General features: G+C 70.6%; 12 protein-coding genes. 7 read left to right on the top strand and 5 right to left on the bottom strand.

All coding sequences use genetic code 11. From position 1 onward, the window contains the following. Positions 1 to 2: 2 nt before the first annotated feature. On the bottom strand, positions 3 to 1,253 hold the full coding sequence (locus ETD86_RS31215) for an ABC transporter substrate-binding protein (protein ID WP_246148482.1): 1,251 nt from the start codon (positions 1,251 to 1,253) through the stop codon (positions 3 to 5). Positions 1,254 to 1,380: 127 nt separating this feature from the next. On the opposite strand from ETD86_RS31215, the gene ETD86_RS31210 reads away from it, so the two are divergent. The 3 genes from ETD86_RS31210 to ETD86_RS31200 all read left to right on the top strand — a co-directional run bounded on the left by ETD86_RS31210 (position 1,381) and on the right by ETD86_RS31200 (position 4,975). Further along, entirely contained in the window at positions 1,381 to 1,887 is a 507-nt protein-coding gene (locus tag ETD86_RS31210) for a PadR family transcriptional regulator (RefSeq protein WP_138670141.1), read from the top strand. 67 nt (positions 1,888 to 1,954) lie between these two features. After that, the gene (locus ETD86_RS31205) at positions 1,955 to 2,683 is read left to right on the top strand and encodes an ABC transporter ATP-binding protein (protein ID WP_138670139.1); all 729 of its coding nucleotides are present in this window, start codon (positions 1,955 to 1,957) and stop codon (positions 2,681 to 2,683) included. A gap of 21 nt (positions 2,684 to 2,704) precedes the next feature. Next, positions 2,705 to 4,975 carry an ABC transporter permease gene (locus ETD86_RS31200; protein WP_138670137.1) on the top strand — a complete coding sequence of 757 codons (2,271 nt, stop codon included), beginning with the start codon at positions 2,705 to 2,707 and terminating at the stop codon, positions 4,973 to 4,975. Here the strand turns inward: ETD86_RS31200 and treS are convergent. Together treS and ETD86_RS31190 are read right to left on the bottom strand one after the other, a co-directional pair. After that, positions 4,962 to 6,665, bottom strand: a complete 1,704-nt coding sequence (gene treS, locus ETD86_RS31195) for a maltose alpha-D-glucosyltransferase (RefSeq protein ID WP_138670135.1) — start codon at positions 6,663 to 6,665, stop codon at positions 4,962 to 4,964. The genes ETD86_RS31200 and treS overlap by 14 nt on opposite strands. 281 nt (positions 6,666 to 6,946) lie before the next feature. After that, positions 6,947 to 8,581 carry an asparagine synthetase B family protein gene (locus ETD86_RS31190; protein WP_138670133.1) on the bottom strand — a complete coding sequence of 545 codons (1,635 nt, stop codon included), beginning with the start codon at positions 8,579 to 8,581 and terminating at the stop codon, positions 6,947 to 6,949. A gap of 134 nt (positions 8,582 to 8,715) precedes the next feature. Between ETD86_RS31190 and ETD86_RS31185 the strand changes: the two genes are divergently transcribed. From ETD86_RS31185 to ETD86_RS31170, 4 genes are all read left to right on the top strand, one after another. Beyond that, a complete protein-coding gene (locus ETD86_RS31185; protein WP_246148479.1) occupies positions 8,716 to 10,563 on the top strand; it encodes a hypothetical protein in 1,848 nt (615 codons plus the stop codon). A gap of 10 nt (positions 10,564 to 10,573) precedes the next feature. Continuing rightward, the gene (locus ETD86_RS31180) at positions 10,574 to 11,188 is read left to right on the top strand and encodes an anticodon-binding protein (RefSeq protein WP_138670131.1); all 615 of its coding nucleotides are present in this window, start codon (positions 10,574 to 10,576) and stop codon (positions 11,186 to 11,188) included. A gap of 124 nt (positions 11,189 to 11,312) precedes the next feature. Further along, positions 11,313 to 12,695 (top strand): diaminopimelate decarboxylase, encoded by a 1,383-nt coding sequence (gene lysA / locus ETD86_RS31175; RefSeq protein WP_138670129.1) that lies wholly within the window; start codon positions 11,313 to 11,315, stop codon positions 12,693 to 12,695. Further along, complete coding sequence (locus ETD86_RS31170; RefSeq protein WP_281286988.1) at positions 12,692 to 13,981, top strand: homoserine dehydrogenase; 1,290 nt, start codon at positions 12,692 to 12,694, stop codon at positions 13,979 to 13,981. Before lysA ends, ETD86_RS31170 begins: the two co-directional genes overlap by 4 nt. Positions 13,982 to 13,985: 4 nt before the next feature. Here ETD86_RS31170 and ETD86_RS31165 read toward each other — a convergent pair whose 3' ends face one another. Together ETD86_RS31165 and ETD86_RS31160 are read right to left on the bottom strand one after the other, a co-directional pair. Continuing rightward, entirely contained in the window at positions 13,986 to 15,656 is a 1,671-nt protein-coding gene (locus ETD86_RS31165) for a glycosyltransferase family 2 protein (RefSeq protein ID WP_138670127.1), read from the bottom strand. Further along, on the bottom strand, positions 15,653 to 17,704 hold the full coding sequence (locus ETD86_RS31160) for a glycosyltransferase (RefSeq protein WP_138670125.1): 2,052 nt from the start codon (positions 17,702 to 17,704) through the stop codon (positions 15,653 to 15,655). The genes ETD86_RS31165 and ETD86_RS31160 overlap by 4 nt, the downstream gene beginning before the upstream one ends. Positions 17,705 to 17,848 lie beyond the last annotated feature (144 nt).

Below are 17,848 nucleotides of genomic sequence, written 5' to 3'. Positions count from 1 at the left end.
CCTCACTGGGTTCTGATGATCTCTTCGAGTTCGGACTTCATGGAGACCGCGACGTCGTCGGCGGACTCGGGGGTGGGGATGCTGAGGGCCTTGGAGACCGAGCTGGCGATCACCAGGCTCAGCTGGTTGTAGTTGGCGCTGACCGGCCGTGGTTTGGCGGCGAGGATGCTCTCCTTGAGCACCGGCAGGTACGGGAAGCGCTTGATCAGGTCTGGATCGTCGTAGAGCTCGGTCCACACGGGAGGGAAGGATCCCTCGGTGAGGACGCGGCGCTCGTTCTCCAGGCTCGTGAAGTAGCGGATGAACTCCTGGGCGGTCTGCTGGTGCTTGGAGAAGGCGCTGATGGCCAGGTTGGCCCCGCCCAGCGTGCTGGAGCCGGGGCCGTTGGGCCCGGGCAGCCGGGTCACGCCGAGCTTGTCGCCCAGCTTGGCCTTGGCGGGGCCGTAAGCGTGGGGCCAGTTGCGGGCGAAGGCCAGCTCGCCCTCCTGGAAGGCCAGGCGCGACTCCTCCTCCTTGTAGTTCAGCGACGCCTTGGGGATCCATCCTTCGCGCAGGCCCTGGAGCAGGAAGTCCAGCGCGATCTCGCCCTTGGCCGGGTCGAAAGTCACCTCAGTGCCATCGCGGCTGAGAATCTGCCCGCCGGCCGACTGCACGGCCTCGGAGAAGTTCACGGTCAGCCCCTCGTAGGCCAGGAACTGCCCGGCGTAGCCTTCGATGTCGTGCTTTTTTCTAATTTCTCGTGACTGCTCGCGTAGCTCCGCCCACGTCCGTGGCGGCTTCTTGACCAGGTCGGTCCGGTAGTAGAGCAGTCCCGCGTTGCTGGTGTACGGGACGGCCCAGAGCTTGTCCTTGTAGATCGCCGTCTCCACGACCGGCGGCAGGAACCTGTCGAGCGGGAACAACCCGCGCTCCAGGGGGATGATCCAGCCGTTCTCCGCGAACTCGGCAGTCCACACCACGTCGAGCCCCAGCACGTCGTAGCGGTTGCTCTGGGCCTGGAGGTTGGCCACCATCTGAGCACGTTGCTCGTCGGCGGCCTCGGGCAGCTCCAGCAGCGTCACCTTCTCGGCCGGATGGGCCTGGTTCCAGCGGTCCAGCAGGGGTTGCAGGTACGCCGTGGTGTCGCGGCCGGTGGCGAACGTGATGGGCCCGGTTCCGCCCGTATCCGTCTCGCCGCCGCCCTCCTCGCTCGTCGTCGCGCAGCCGCTGGCCGTCAGGAGTACGGCCAGCATGAGCGAAAGCGAGCGGTGCACTCTGTTTCCTCCGTTTTCAGAGTGGTTACATACGTGTTAGGTAGATGCATTCATGTTATCCACACCTGTAATCTGAAGGTCAACGGAAAACCGTGTAACGCATTCGTAACGCAGCGGGAGGTGAGGCGTGCGGCTTCACCTGCTCGCGCTCCTGGCCAAAGAGCCGGCCCACGGATATGAGCTCAAGCAGGCCCTTGAGCAGACCTTCGGCAGTGCCTACCCATCGCCGAACATCGGGCAGATCTACGTGACGCTCGGAAGGCTGGAGAAGGACGGTCTGGTCAGGGCCGTGGACGTGGAGCAGTCCAACCGGCCCAACAAGAAGGTCTACTACCTGACCGCCAAGGGCCGCGACGTGCTCACCACCTGGGTGGACGAGCCCACCGAAGGTCCCAGGGTACGCGACGAGTTCTTCATGAAGCTCGTGCTCGCGCCGCTCACCGGCATCGCCGACCGGATGGCGCTGATCAACCGGCAGCGCCGCCACTACCTGGGGATCATGAGCGACCTCAATGACCTCCTGTCCCGCACGGCGCCGACGGACCGGGTGGCCATATTGCTCATCGAGGGGGCCATGCTGCACCTGCAGGCCGACCTTGACTGGCTGGAGCGGTGCCAGGAGGATCTGGCATGAGTGAGCGTAGCGAACGACCCATCGAACACAGCTCCTTGGCACTTATGCGGCCTGTGAAGGAGGTCGCATGAATGCCGTCTTGAAAGCGGTCAATCTGGTCAAGATCTACCAGGACGGGGCGGTTCCCGTGCCTGCCGTGCGCGGGGTCGACCTGCAGGTGGAGCCGGGCGAATTCGTCGCGATCATGGGGCCTTCCGGGTCGGGCAAGTCCACTCTCGTCCACATGCTGGGCGGGCTCGACACCAGGACCAGCGGCGAGATCTGGCTCGACGGCAAGCGCGCCGACACTCTCTCGGAGAGCGCCTGGGCGCTGCTGCGGCGCAAGAAGATCGGGTTCGTCTTCCAGTTCTTCAACCTCGTCACCAACATGACCGTCGGCGACAACGTCGAGCTGCCCGCGTTACTGGCCGGGGCCTCGCCCAAGGTCGCCCGCGAGCGCAGGGAGAGCCTGCTCGCCGCGCTCAACCTCACCGACCGCGCCGACGCCGCTCCTGCCCAGCTGTCCGGCGGCGAGCAGCAACGGGTGGCGCTGGCCAGGGCGCTGGCCAACCAGCCCAGCCTGCTGCTGGCCGACGAGCCGACCGGCAACCTCGACAGCCGCAACACGCGTGATGTGCTGCGGCTGCTCAGCGAGGTGCACAAGGAAGGCCAGACGATCATCATGGTCACGCACGACGCGCGTGTGGCGAGCCTGGCCGACCGGCTGGTGTCGCTGTTCGACGGGGAGATCGTCGATGACGGCCGCATCGCGCGGCGCCGCACCGGCACGGCCGGAGAGGTGATCGACCTCCGATGAGCCGGGAGCGGTGAGCGACTCATGAGCACTGCGCTGGCGGGGAGCCGGTGGATCAAGGCCGACCTGCGGGCCAGGAAGGGCCAGGCGGCGCTGACCGTGCTGGCGGTGGCGGGGATCGTGGCCGCGCTGATCACCGCGGCGACCCTGCTCGAGGACGGCACGAACCCGTGGCGGAGCCTGTTCGCCCAGACCGACGGGGCGCACGTCTGGCTCTACACCAAGAACAGCCCGCGGGTGGCGCTGAACGGCATCGACGGCGTGACGCGGACCGCGGGCCCCTACCGGTCGGCGCCCGTGACGGTGGCGCAGGGCGGCAAGAAGGAGCCGGCCGCGCTGCGCGCGATGCCCGCCACGCCGCCGACCGTGGCGCACCCGGTGGTGGCCGAGGGCAAGTGGCTGGACGTCGCCCAGCCCGACGGGGTGGTCGTCGAGCGCACGTTCGCGACCGCGCTGCGGCTCAGGGTCGGCGCGTCCTTCACGGTCATCGCGCTCAGCGGTGAGCGCCACACCCTGTACGTCCGCGGCATCGCCGACTCCGCCGAGCAGGGCTTCTACCCGCAGTGGACGCCCGGCCTGGCCTACGTGCTCCCGGCCATGCTCGACCGGGTCGAGCCCATGCTCGGCCGCAGCGAGTGGGTGACCGGGCTGCGGCTGGCCGACCCCGACGCCACCCAGGTCGTCTCCCAGCGCGTGGTCGTCATGCTGGAGGACGAGCTGCAGCGGGTCTACACCTGGCGCGAGGTCAGGGCCGCCATGGAGCTGGACAACCGGCTGCTCGGCACGCTGCTGGCGTTGTTCGGCGTGGTCGGTCTCGTGGCGGCCGCGCTCGCGCTGGCCAACGCGGCCGGCGGCCGGGTGCTCGGCCAGCTGCGCGACCTGGCCACGCTCAAGTCCATGGGCTTCACCAAGGGCCAGATCGCGCTGCTGCTGCTGGTCGAGCACGGCGCGCTCGGCCTGCTCGGCGTCGCGCTCGGCGCCGTGGCCGGCTGGGGCGTGATGGCGCTGGTCCTCGGCGCGACCTCCGTGGCGCCGATTCCCGTGCTGGCCATCATCGGCGGCACGGCGCTGGTCGTGCTGGCCGCCGTAGGCCTGCCCGCCTGGCGCGGCGGGCGGACGCCGCCGATCCCCGACGTGCCGTCCGCGCCGCCGCGCGGCCACCTGTCCAGACTGGCCAGGCTCGCTCTTCTCGTCCGCCTGCCGCCCGCCCTCGTCCTCGGCACCAGGGACGCCTTCACCCGGCGGGTGCCGGCGTTCCTGACGGCGTTCGGGCTGGCCGTGCCGATGATGATGACCACGATCGGGCTCGGGGTGTGGGCCACGCTGGACGACTTCGCCGACCATCCCGAGCAGGTGGGCCAGCACGCAAGCCTGTACGTCAGGCCGGGCAAGCTGCTCGAGGCGGCCGACGCCAAGCGCATCGCCGAGCAGGACAGGGACGTGGCCGCGGTCTACCCCGGCACCGACGTCAACGCCCTGGCGCCGGGAGAGGCCCGTTCGGTCAGGGTGCGGGCCATCGGCAGCTCCACGGCGCCGTACCCCTTCTCCGTGGTCGAGGGCCGCATGTACGGCCGCCAGGGCGAGGCCGTGGCCGGGCAGGGCCTGCTCGACCTGCTGGGTGTCAAGATCGGCGACCGGGTGCGGCTGACCGTGGGCGGCACGCCGCTGATCGTCAGGATCGTCGGCAGGACCGTCGAGCCCGACCAGGACGGCGTGGTGCTCTCGGTGGGGCTGGACAGCCTGGCGGCCAAGGACGCGGTGCCGCCCGAGTTCTACGCGCTCGCCCTCAAGCCCGGGGCCGACCAGGCGGAGGTACGCGGCAGGTTGATGGCCGAGTCGGCCGAGAGCCTGGACGTCCAGGCCGCGGTCAACCCGGCCGACCGATTGTCGATCATCAGGGTGGTGATCGTGGCGCTGATCGCGGTGCTGACCCTGATCGGCCTGGCCAACCTGCTCACCGCCAGCGCGCTCGGCCTGCGCGACCACGCCTTCGACCTGGCCGTGCTGAAGGCCATGGGGCTGACGCCACGCCAGGTCATGGCCACGCTGGTGATGGGCACGGGCCTGCTGGTCGTGCTCGGCGTCGGCGTGGGCGCCGCGGTGGGGATGTCCGTGGTGACAGGGCTGATCGACCTGCAGGGTCACACGAGCGGCGTGGGCGCGGGCATCGGCCGCGCCCCCTCGGCCCTGACGCTGGCCATCGCCGTCGTGACGGCCGTGGGCACGGCCCTCGCGGTCGCGCTCATCCCGGCGCGCCGCGCGGCCCGTGCCCAGGTGCCGGTCACGTCGCGCTGACAGCCCCCACGACGGCCTCTGGGCGCTTCAGCGCGAACCAGTAGAAGCCGTGGCCGGGCAGCGTCAGCAGGTAGGGCAGCTCCCCGATCGGCGGGAACGGCACCCCGCCGCGCGCCTCGACCGGGATCAGGCCCTCGAACCTGCGCAGGTCCAGCTCCACAGGCTGCGGGAACTTCGACAGGTTGTTGACGCACAACATCACGTCGTCGCGGTCCTCGCGAACGTACGTGAGCACGGCCGGGTTGGACGACCACATTTCCGTGTACGCCCCGACCCCGAACACCGGGTGCCTGCGCCTGATCTCCAGCATCTTGCGGGTGAACTGGAGCAGCGAACCCTCGTGCCGCTGCTGGGCCTCCACGTTGACGGCCTGGTACCCGTAGATCGGGTCCATGACGGCCGGCAGGTAGAGCCGCCCGGGATCGGTCGTGGAGAAGCCCGCGTTGCGGTCCGGGCTCCACTGCATCGGCGTGCGGACCGCGTCCCGGTCCTCCAGCCAGATGTTGTCGCCCATGCCGATCTCGTCGCCGTAGTAGATGACCGGCGAGCCCGGCAGCGACAGCAGCAGCGCGGTGAACAGCTCGATCCGGTCCCTGTCGTTGTCCAGCAGCGGGGCCAGACGCCGGCGGATGCCCAGGTAGGCCCGCATCCGCGGGTCCTTGGCGTACTCGTTGTGCATGTAGTCGCGCTCTTCCTCGGTCACCGTCTCGAGCGTGAGCTCGTCGTGGTTACGCAGGAAGATGCCCCACTGCGCGTTCTCCGGCAGCTTCGGCGTGCGCGACATGATCTCGGAGATCGGCTCGCGGGTCTCCTTCCTCACCGCCATGTAGATGCGCGGCATGAGCGGGAAGTGGAAGGCCATGTGGCACTCGTCGCCGCCCGTGGTCGGGTCGCCGAAGTACTCCACGACGTCCTCGGGCCAGCCGTTGGCCTCGGCCAGCAGCACCCGGTCCGGGTAGAGCCGGTCCACCTCGGCGCGGATCTTCTTCAGGTACGAGTGCGTCTCCGGCAGCCCGGCGCACGCCGTGCCCTCGCGCTCGAACAGGTACGGCACCGCGTCCAGCCGGAACCCGTCGATGCCCAGGTCCAGCCAGAACCGCAGCACCTCCAGCATGGCCTCCTGCACCGCCGGGTTGTCATAGTTGAGGTCCGGCTGGTGGTGGAAGAAACGGTGCCAGTAGTACTGCTTGCGCACCGGGTCGTAGGTCCAGTTGGACTCCTCGGCGCCGATGAAGATGATCGGCGCGTCGGGGTAGCCGCCAGGGTGGTCCGACCACACGTAGAAGTCGCCGTACGGGCCCTCGGGGTCGTGCCGGGACGCCTGGAACCAGGGATGCCTGTCGCTCGTGTGGTTCATCACGAGGTCGGTGATGATCCGCAGGCCGCGCTCGTGGGCTCGCTCGATCAGCTGGACGAAATCCCCAAGATCCCCGAAGTCCGGAAGGATCTTCATATAGTCCGAAATGTCGTAGCCGCCGTCGCGCAGCGGCGACTCATAGAGCGGCAACAACCACAGGCAGTCGACGCCGAGCCACTCGAGGTAACCGAGCTTCTCTATCAGCCCGCGCAAGTCGCCGGTGCCGTCGCCGTTGGAGTCCTTGAACCCCCGGACGAGAATCTCGTAGAACACCGCCCGCTTGTACCAGGCAGGATCCTCCGAGACGAACGCCTCGGAGATCGGCTCCGGCATTGGGGATGCGTTGATCATATGTCGCTCACAGGAAGAGATGTGGGCAGGACGAAGTCACCGGTTGCCCCGGCGTTGTTGTCTGGTGACCGCGCCGCCTGGAGTCGTCATCCCTGCGAACTCCATGCCCTAGAACGGGACCGGATTTGTGATCCGGTGCCCCGTTTGTGCGGCGCTTACGGGCCGAACACTACCAGCCCGTTGGCTTTCCGGAACCCGCTTCTGCTGTGCGACGTTTAATACCCACGAGATCCGTATGTAATCGTCCTGTTACCTAGGGTTCATCAAAACGGTGTCGTGAGATCTGTGAGGTCGTTCTCGAAGTCGCTCAGCCAGAGTCCGAAGAGTACCAATCCCCGCACCCAGAAGCGGTCATTCCAGCTATTGAACCTGGTCAGCGCGTCGGGGCCACCTGCGATCAGCTCGTGCAGCTCCTCCGACAGTAAGCCGGGAACCTGGTTCACCACGGTCTCGAGCATGCTGTGCGCATAATTTCGGGCAGGCGCGGCCGTGGAGCGCAACGGCACTCGCTGGAGCGGCTGCTTGACGACATTCGTGGACGGCAGCGCGGCCACCCGCGGATTGGCCGCGTACAGGACCTCGCGGTAGAAGCGGCCTTTGTCCTTGCGCGCCACGCCGACCGACAACGCGGCGTCGAAGAAGTCCGGATGGATGAACGGCGCCGCGAACGACGCCTCGGGGCCGACCAGATTCACCGCCGAGCGCGCGATGCCCCGCACGGTCCTGGTGTGCAGCACCGACAGCGGCAGCTCCGCACGATGGCCGTGCAGCATGGAGGTCGCGGCCGCGAACTGCTCGCGTACGGTCTCCTCCATCCATTCCGCGGCCCCCTGGGACAGGAACGGCTGCGAGGGCGCGCCCAGCGACAACGAGCCCAGCACCGCCGCCGACCGCTCGGCCTGGGTCCTGGCCTCCAGCGCGGCCCCGCTGACCATGAAGTTCTTCAGCAGCGGGCCGCCGGCCAGCCCGTCGACGAGGATCCGGCCCGCGCCGTGCACCTCCTTGGCGAAGGGCGCGTACCAGGCGTGGTGCGGCGTCAGGTATTCGAGCCTGCGGGCCACGTCCATCGCGTCGGCCGGGTAGTCGGCGGCGTCCTGGATGATCACCCGGTGCGGGATGCCGAGCTCCTTGGTGATCGCCCTGGCGAAGGCGATGTCGGTGTCGGTGCCGTCGTCCGGGCTGGTCGTCCACGACTCGACGTCCGCGCCTCTGGCCTTGGCCACGCTCGCCAGGAGCCGCGAGTCGTAGCCGCCGCTGACCGGCACGAGCAGCTTGCGCCCGTCGTACTCCGCATAGACCTGGTGCAGCAGCTCGACGATCTCGCGCGGGCTGGTCCACGCCTCGTACGGCTCGGTGCGCAGCCAGCGCGGCAACCTCCGCTCGGTGGCCACCCGGCCGTGCCGCCACACCAGCGCGCTCGCCCCGGGCAGCCGCTTGACCTCGGTGTACGGGGTCGCCTCGCCCAGCGGGAACGTCACCTGGATGATCGAGGCCCAGGCCGCCCAGTCGATCGCGATCGGCACCAGGCTGAGCAGCGGCTGGATCAGCGACGAGAAGTACACCGCGTCGCCCTGGCGCACGTAGTAGACGTCCACCAGCCCGAGCGCGCCCGTGTGCAGCGTGACCTCGTCGGCGTCGCCGATCAGGCCCGGGGTCTCGTACGTCTCCGCGACCGTGATCCAGTCCTCGACCGCGGTGGGCCTGCGCTCGCCCCAGGCGAACGCGTACGAGTCCCCGGCACGGTGGTAGGGCGGCAGCGGCGTGGAGCTGAACAACGCCGCCTCGGCCGTCTGGAGCGCCGGGCGCACGCGCGGGCCCGCGGCGGTCAGCTTGCCGAGTATGGCGGTGTCGATCCGGCCGAGAGCGCCGCAGACGTAGGGCCGCACATTGAACTGCACCGGATCTCATCCCTTCGAGACGCTTGCCCAAAAGAGTATCCTTTGCCGGGCTGAGGGAGCGGAGGCCTGTGAGCGAGCGGAGCGAGTGAACACATGAACGCAGCGTCTGTCGCCGGGCCGACGGAGGAGATCCGGTGACCACAGAGCTGGAAAGCACGCGTAGGGCGCTGCGGGACGCCATTGCTCAGGCCGAGCGCGCGGCCGAGCTGGCCAGGCTGCTGGACGCCGCCCAGGGCCGGCTGGCCGCGGCAGAGCAGAGCGTCGAGGAGGCCAGGGCGCTGGCCGAGCGGCTGAGCGAGACCGAGGAACGGCTCGCGGCCGAGCAGGCCGCCGCGGACAAGCTGCGCAAGGAGCTGGCCGAGCAGCGTTTCCAGGCCGAGGTGGCCAACTGGAAGCTGTCCTCGATCAAGGTCGCCCGCTGGAACCGCCTCGGCGACGCCATCAAGAGCGGCAAGAGCAACCCGGTCAGGCTCGCCAGGGGCCTCAGGGGCGCCGCCAAGCCGGTCAAGCGGCCCACCGCGCCCAAGCGCAAGCCCGTGGGCGCGGCCAAGTCCGTCAAGGACGAGCGTCCGGGCGCCGCGTTCCAGGCCACGACGTCGACCAGGACGCTCGGGGGCGCCTCGTTCAAGCTCAAGCCGTTCCGGGTGCCGACCGGCCCGAACACGCGGCCGCACCTGACGGCCGCGGTGATCGCCGACCCGCACGCCGAGGCGCTGCTGCGCTATGAGTGGCGCCAGACGACCGGTTTCACGCCGCGCGACTTCGCCCGGGTGCTCCCGCTCGAAGTGCCCCACCTGCTCGTCGTCGAGTCGGTCACGCAGGGGCCGTGGGCTCAGGAGATCACCGGCGAGCCCGGCGAGGGCATCAAGGCCCTGCTGGCCTGGTGTGCCGAGCGCGGCATCCGCACCGTCTTCTGGCACACGCAGGGCGACGTGGCCGCGTACGCCGCCACGGCCCAGCTGTTCGAGCACCGGTTCACGAACGATCTGGCGGTGGCCTGGCCGCGGCTGCAGTTCGGGATCCAGCCGAGGGTCCACAACCCGCTGCCGCTCGCGGGCGGGCGCATCGACCGGGTGCTCACGCTCGACCAGCTGCTGCCCGGCCACCTGAGCTACCCCGACGTGCTGACCTCCTACCGGTGGCCGGCCGCGGCGGACTGCCCGCCGGGCACCCCGCAATGGCGGCTGGCCGAGATCGCCGCCTGCGGCACGCCCATCGGCACCGAGCCGGACTCGCGGCGGGCGCACGTGGCGTTGCGGCGGGCGTACCAGATGGGCACGATGACGGAGCGGATCGACGAGATGCTCGAGGCGATCGGGCTGCCCAGCGCGCGCGCCACGCTCAACACGTCCGTGCTGCTGCCCATCATGGACCCGTACCTGATGGAGCACGGGCTCGCGCAGGTCGCCAAGCAGTCGGGCGTGACACAGGTGATCGTCATCGGCCCGCCCGAGGCCGAGCTGCGCGCCCGCGACGTGCTGCCGGACATGGACGTGATCCACCGCCGGCCGCATCCCGCCATGACCGAGGGCGCGATGCTCAGCGCAGGTCTCGACCTGTGCGAGGCCGACCTGGTGGCGGTCATGGACCCGCGCGACGTGTACGGCCCGCACTACCTGTCCGACCTGCGGCGGGCCTTCCTGTTCAGCACCGCGGACATCGTCGGCAAGGCCGCCTTCTTCGCTCACCTGCGCAAGCCGCAGGCGACGCTGCTCAAGCAGCCCGACGCCGAGTACGCCTACCTCCCGGAGATCGCCGGCGCGACCCTCCTGGGCCGCCGCAACGCGCTGCGCGAGCTGGGCTTCGCCGACCTGACGGACGGCTGGGACGAGGTCCTCATGCGGCAGTGCCGTACGGACGGGATCAAGGTGTTCTCCGCCGACAGGTTCGGCTACGTGCGGGTACGCGACGAGGACCGCTGGCTCCTAGGCGCCGCCCACCTGGTCGAATACGGCTCCGCCGAGCCGCACGCGCTCATCTAGAGTCGTCGGTGTGAAGCTGGCCGGCGTGCTGGGGGAGCCGCCCGTGCCCGAGGGCTCGTGGGAGCGGGAAGCGGTGTACGTCTCCGCGGCGGCCCTGCGCCGGCGGCTGCCCGCGGACGCCCTCGCCGAACGGGTGCGGGCGGTGCCCGGGGTGACGGACGTGGAGGTGCGGGGCAACGGCTTCCTGCGGATCACCGTGGCGGTGCCCGGAGAGCTGCTGGAGTCTCTGGAGCCGGTCGCGATCCCGGAGCCGGCATGGCCGGACTCTCCTCGTACGTGGGAGAACCCGGGGTTCGTGGTGCGGTACGGGCATGTGCGGACCCGTTTCGTGCGGCGGTGGGCCCGGGAGCTCGGGGTGCCGGAGGGCGGGTTCCGGCCGGAGGTGCTCGACGGTCCCTACGACCGGCGGGTGTTGCGGTTGCTGGCCGAGCTGCCGGGACGGGTGGTCAGCAGGGATCCGGGGTGGGAGACGTACCTGGTGCGGTTGGCGCTGGCCTATCACGACGCTCACGAGCACGCGCCTGCCGTTCCCCGGGGGGACGAGCCGGTCACGGCGGTGCACACGGCGCGGGTGCGGCTGGCGGAGGTCGTCGGAGGTGTGTTGATGGGGCCGGATCGAATGTGAAGGATCATAAAATATCCGGCTAAACGGCGAAAAAGCGTAAAAATCTCTCTTCTGGACCTTGATCGCGTCTCGATACGTGGGCAGCGGGTCATGGCGTACTTGCGGTTCCGATAGCCTCGATCAGGTGAGCCGATTCGTCCATCCTGCCGGGGACCGGCATGCCGACATGCTGCCCCACGAGCGCCCGCCGCTGGCGCCCGCCGACCTCAACCGGATCGACCCCGCGATCTGGCCGCGAACGTCGGCCCGGACCGACGGCGCGCTCACGGTCGGCGGTGTGGACGTCCGCGACCTGGCCCGCGACCACGGCACCCCGCTCTACGTCCTCGACGAGGACGACGTGCGCTCGCGCATGCGCGACTACGCCACGGCGTTCGCCGGCTCGGACGTGCATTACGCCGGCAAGGCGTTCCTGTGCAGAGAGATGGTGCGCTGGCTGGACGACGAGGGCCTCGGGCTCGACGTGGCCAGCGGCGGCGAGCTCGCGGTCGCCCTCAGCGTCGGCTTTCCGCCCGAGCGGATCACCATGCACGGCAACAACAAGTCCGTCGCCGAGCTGGCCAGGGCGCTGGAGGCCGGGGTCGGGCACATCGTGCTCGACTCCTTCGACGAGATCGCCAGGCTCGGCTACCTCGCCGAGCAGCAGGGCAAGCGGCCCAAGGTGATGATCCGGGTGACCACCGGGGTCGAGGCGCACACGCACGAGTTCATCGCCACCGCGCACGACGACCAGAAGTTCGGCTTGTCGCTCAACGCCGGCGCCGCCGCCGAGGCCGTGCACCGCGTGCTCGCGCTCCCGCAGCTCGAGCTCGTCGGCCTGCACTCGCACATCGGGTCCCAGATCGTCGACACGGGCGGGTTCGAGGTGGCCGCGCGGCGGCTGGCCGCGCTGCTCGTGCAGATCAAGGACGAGCACGGCGTCGTCCTGCCCGAGCTCGACCTCGGCGGCGGCTACGGCATCGCGTACGTCGAGGGCGACGAGGCGCCCGACATCAAGGAGCTGGCCGACGGGCTGCGCGAGATCGTCACCAAGGTGTGCGTGGACGCCGGCCTGCCCGTGCCCCGGCTGACCGTCGAGCCCGGCCGCGGCATCGTCGGCGCCGGCGGCATCACGCTCTACGAGGTCGGCACGGTCAAGGACGTCGAAGGGCTGCGCACGTACGTCAGCGTCGACGGCGGCATGAGCGACAACGTCCGCACAGCGCTCTACGGGGCCGAATACACCGCCGTGCTGGCCAGCCGCGAGAGCACCGCCGAGCCCATGCTCAGCCGCCTCGTCGGCAAGCACTGCGAGAGCGGCGACATCATCGTGCGCGACTGCCACTTCCCCGCCGACCTCGCCCCGGGCGACCTGGTCGCCGTGGCCGCGACCGGCGCCTACTGCCGATCGCTGGCCAGCAACTACAACTACCTGCTCAAGCCCGCCGTGGTGGCCGTCTCGCGGGGGACCGCCCGGGTGATCGTGCAGGGTGAGACCGAGGACGACCTACTGAGGGGGCAGCTGTGAAACCGCTGAAAGTGGCTCTGCTGGGCTGCGGCGTCGTCGGCTCGCAGGTCATCAGGCTCATGCACGAGCAGGCCGGAGACCTGGCCGCCCGCGTGGGGGCTCCGCTGGAGCTGGCCGGGGTCGCCGTACGCCGCCTCGGTCGCAAACGCGACGTGGACGTGGACCCGGCCCTGTTCACCACCGACGCCGAGGCGCTGGTCGCCCGCGACGACGTGGACGTCGTGATCGAGGTCATCGGCGGCATCGAGCCCGCCCGCTCGCTGATCGTCTCCGCCCTCTCCAAGGGCAAGTCCGTGGTCACCGCCAACAAGGCGCTGCTGGCCGAGGACGGCGCCACTCTGCACGAGGCCGCCAGGGCCGGCAACGGCGACCTCTACTTCGAGGCCAGCGTGGCCGGCGCGATCCCGCTGCTGCGGCCCCTGCGCGAGTCGCTGGCCGGCGACCACGTCAAACGGGTGCTGGGCATCGTCAACGGCACCACCAACTACATCCTCGACAAGATGGACTCCACGGGCGCTTCGTTCACCGACGCCCTGGAGGAGGCTCAGACCCTCGGTTACGCCGAGGCCGACCCGACGGCCGACGTCGAGGGCTTCGACGCCGCCGCCAAGGCCGCCATCCTCGCCGGCCTCGCCTTTCACAGCCGCGTGCCGGCCGCCGACGTGCACCGGGAGGGCATCACCGAGATCACCGCCACCGACGTGGCCTCGGCCAAGGCGATGGGCTACGTCATCAAGCTGCTGGCCATCTGCGCCCGCTCCGACGACGGCCGCTCGTTCGGGGTGCGCGTGCACCCGGCCATGATCCCGCGGACGCATCCGCTGGCGGGGGTGCGGGAGGCGTACAACGCGGTCTTCGTGGAGGCGGAGTCGGCGGGGCAGCTGATGTTCTACGGCAAGGGGGCCGGCGGGGCGCCCACGGCCTCGGCCGTGCTCGGCGACCTGGTGGCCGTCGGCCGCAACCGCCTGGCCGGCACCCGCGGGCCCGAGGAGTCCACGTACGCCGACCTGTCCGTGCACCCCATGGGTGAGACCGTCACGCGCTGCCACGTGGCGCTGGACGTGGCCGACAAGCCCGGTGTGCTGGCGCGGGTGGCGGAGTTGTTCGCCAAGCATGATGTGTCGATCCAGACCGTGCGCCAGGAGGGGCACGGGGACGACGCCCAGCTGGTCATCGTCACCCACCGCGCCACGGACGCGGCGCTGTCGGCGACGATGGAAGGGCTGCGGGAGCTGGACATCGTCCGCGCCGTGGCCAGCGTGATGCGCGTGGAGGGCGACGACTAGCGCGTCAGGTGTCCGGGAAGGCCAGGTTGCGGACGCGGCGGACGGCTCGTTTCAGCACCGTCCGGTTCTGCTCACGGGCCAGGCGGACCGCCTCGCGGCGCCAGGCCTCGGCCTTCTCGCGCCAGCGTGCCGCGTCCCTGCCGTGCTTGCCGGCTTCCCGCTTCAGCTGGCCGATCTCGGCGCGGAGCGCGGACACCCGCTTCCGGTAGAGGGCGATCTCCTTCTCGTGCGCCGCCGTGAGCTTGGCCACCTCCGAGAGCGGCTTCCTGCGCGGCGGATAGACGGCGGGGCGGCGTTTGAAGCCCCAGGTCTCGCCGGCCACCCATTCCAGGCCGAACAGGGCGTCGATCAGTTCGTCCTCGTCGTCCTCCCCGGTGGCCACCAGGGCGGCCCTGGACAGGGCTGCCGTGCGGTCCAGGCGGGCCACGGTCACACCGTGCCCGGTCTCCTCCAGGGCGATGCGGACCGCGCCCGAGTCGTGCTGCTCCATGAACGCGATCAGGCGTTCCAGCGTGTCCTCCGACGGGACCCAGCCAGGGGGCACCTGGAGCCGGAACGGGGCGCCGGTGACGGCCGGGGCGGCCGCCAGCCGGACCCGCGGGTCGTGCTCGAAGCTGGCGTGGATGAGGCGCAGGTCGAGGTCCGGGTCCTGGAGCGGGGAGCGGCGATCCCGGGTCAGGGAGTCCCACGGCGCGGTGATCGTGACCCCGATGTCGGGGATCGAGGACGCCAGCAGGCTGTCCACGGTGGCGCGGACGTCCTCGTAGGAGCCGGACGGGACCGTGGCGTCCACATACCGCACCAGCCATTGGCGGCCCGCGTCCGTGCGGAGGTAACGCCGGTAGGGGACACGGTCGGCGACGTACGGGTCGTTGTAGCGCTTCAGCGCCGCGAAGTCGCGCATGGCCGTGGGCAGGCCGATGTGCCAGGCACGGGACTCGGGGTCGGGGACGAACACCGCGCCCCCCTGCGTGAGCCGGTAGCCCAGCTCGGTGTCCTCCGCCAGGACGAGCGCCGTGTCCATGCCGCCGATCGAGCGCAGCAGCGCGGCCGGGTACGACGCCGTGGCCCCGACGTGGACGCGGGTGGCCAGGGAGCTCGGGGCCGTGCGCAGGCCGTCGTGATCGAGGATGATCTTCTCGGCCCAGTCGTGGCGGTGGGGCGAAAGCGGGAACAACGCGTTCTCCGTGCCCGTCTCCACCGCCTCGCGTACCTGCTCGGGGGCGGGCAGCTCGCCGGCCGGGGTGAAGTCGATCCAGCCCAGCACCACCACGTACGGGGCCAGGTGATGCCAGCGGAGCTGGGCCTCCACGTGGTGGCGGTGCGGCACCATGTCGGCGTCCAGCACGAACACGACCTCGCCTGTCGCGGTGTCCACACCCGCCTGCACGGCCCACGCCCGGCCCCAGCCGCCCGGCGGGCTGGAGATGAGCTTGGTCTTGGCCGGGGCGAGGTCGGGGAGCTGGAGCGGGGTGGCGCTGCCGTCGTCCACGACGATGACGTCGAGGAGGTGCTCGGGGTAGCTCTGGGCCGAGAGCGCGGCCAGAGTGAGGTCGAGCGTCTCCTGGCGGTCGTGGGCCGGGATGACGACCGTCACGGTCAGCGTCGGCTCCCACGCGCCCAGGGCGGGCGGGTCGAGCACGCCGAAGTCGTTGCGAGGGATCCTAGGGATCATGGGCGCAGGCTCCCATCCAGCTCCATGAGGGCGTTCGGGCGGAACCCGCGCCACTGCCGTCTGTTGCGCTGCAGGAACGTGCCGATCGGCTCCTGCCACGTGTGATTGGCCGCCGGGCCCCTGCGCAGGATGTAGCCCAGGCCGTGGGTCCGGTAGATCTGGCCACCGGCCGCCTGCAGGGCCTCCTGGAACTGGGTGTCCACGGAGCGCCGCAACGGCCGGAACCCGCCCACCGCCTGGAACGCCGAGCGCTCCACCAGAATCGTCCCACCGGCGACGAAGCTGGTGATCTGCTCGGTGATCTGCTGACGGTGCACGGTGACGTCGATGGAGGACAGGTAGACGAACTCCGGCACCGTGCCGACCACCTGAGCACCCGAGTACGAATGGGCCAGCAGCAGGTCGGACAGGAAGTCGGGGCCGTACCAGTCGTCGTCGTCCATCTTCAGCAGGAACGAGCCCGACGCCCTGGCGGCCGCCTCGTTCAGCACCTCGCCGAAGATCGTCTGATGGTCGGCCTCGTACACGGTCAACGGGCCCTCGTACGCGGCGATCGCGGCCGCCACGTCCGGGTGGCCCTTCGGCACGCCGTGCAGGGCGAGGATCACCTCGAGCTGGACGTCGCGCTGGCGGGCGATCTGGTCGAGGGCGAAGGAGACCATGTCGGTACGGCGGGTCGCCAGCAGCACCGACGTGAGCGGGGGCGCGGGGGCGGGTGCGCCCATTTGCTCCCACCTGGCCGCCACCCCGTGCATACGCAGGGCGGCGCGGCGCAGGCGGATGCTGTGTTCCTCCCGCCTGAGCTCGTCGGCCAGGTCCGGGCAGCGTTCGACGAGCTCGATGACGTCGTTCCCGAGCGCGCCGGCCCAGCGCGGGACCACGTCGGCCACCAGGGGCACGCCTGCGGTGGCCAGCCCCGCCAGGACCCGTACGGCGGTCAGCGGGCCGCTGTGCGCGTGTCGCCAGTCCACCTCGACACCGCGGACCTGGCGCAGCCTGGCCACGTCCGCGTCGGTGACCCCGCCGGACTCCGCGAACGACGTCACGACCTTCCCGTCCAGCACCACCGACCAGCGGCCGTCCCGCTCGGCCAGTGAGGCCATGCCCCGAGACGGGGTGGTCACGAAGCCCATGGGGTTGACCAGGCGCTCGTCCACCGGGGGAATCATGGAGGGCTCGCCGAGCACATCGGGATCGGCCAGCGGCGAATCGGCCATACCGGGCCGGCCGAGGCGCTCCCAGCTGGCCGCCTGAATCGTCGGCCGCTCAATGGGCGTCTCATCCCCAGCCCACTCGACCAGACCGGGCCCCTCGTGCCACCCGTCCGCGCCCCCCATGTCTCCGGCCGAGCCGTCCGTGCTCTCGCTCAGTGCGATGGTGCCCGCTTCGCCGGCCTGACCGGCCTGCGCGGTAGAGGCCGTCCCGTCGGTGTGCGCGGTGCCGGGGCGGCCGATCATGCGCAGGACCATGTCGCTGCCCGGCGCGCCGACCCGCTCGGGGACGGGCCCCGTCATCTCGGCAGGCGTCGCGTTGGGGTCGCCCGGCCGCCAGTCGGCCGCGCCGACGCCGGCGATCGCGGCCGCGGGTGCGGTGATCACGTCCAGCCGGTGCCCGGCGAACGCCCGCGCCGTGGCCGTCACGGTACGACCGGAGGGCGTGGACGCGGAGAAACGGGCGTCCACCACCCAGATCCGGTTCTTGGGCTGATAGACCCGCAGATCGGTCAGCGACCGCCACCGGTGGGCGGGCGTCGGCGTGGGGACGGGCGCCGGATGGGCGGCAGGCGTGTCGAGCACCGCCACCACCACCCGCTCGGCCGGCGGCAGCAGCTTGTGCAGCGTGGCGATGCGCCGCAGGTCGGCCGGTGTCTTGGCGAGCACGAGGACCTCCCGCACCGGCTTGGGCTCGGCGGCCGGCTCCAGCAGATCCCGATCGAGATCGACGATCGTGTCCCGCCCGGCCGCCCCGGCGTTGATCGGGTCGACGTCGTCGATTCCGGCGAAGAACACGTGAGCCCCACGCAGCTCCGCGAGCAACTCCCGGATCATCCGGCGCTCCGCAGATGCCTGATCAGCGAGCTCAACGGCCCCCGCCCACCGCCCTCGGCAGGTGGGGGCGCAGCGGCCGCGGACAGCCGCTCCACCTCGGCCCGCAGCCGCTCCACCTCATCCCGCAGTTCCTTGATCTCCCCC

The sequence above is a fragment of the Nonomuraea turkmeniaca genome, assembly GCF_005889735.1.
Lineage (GTDB): Bacteria > Actinomycetota > Actinomycetes > Streptosporangiales > Streptosporangiaceae > Nonomuraea > Nonomuraea turkmeniaca.
The sequence above is the reverse complement of the archived record's forward strand: the minus strand, read 5'-3'. Positions and strand labels throughout refer to the sequence as shown.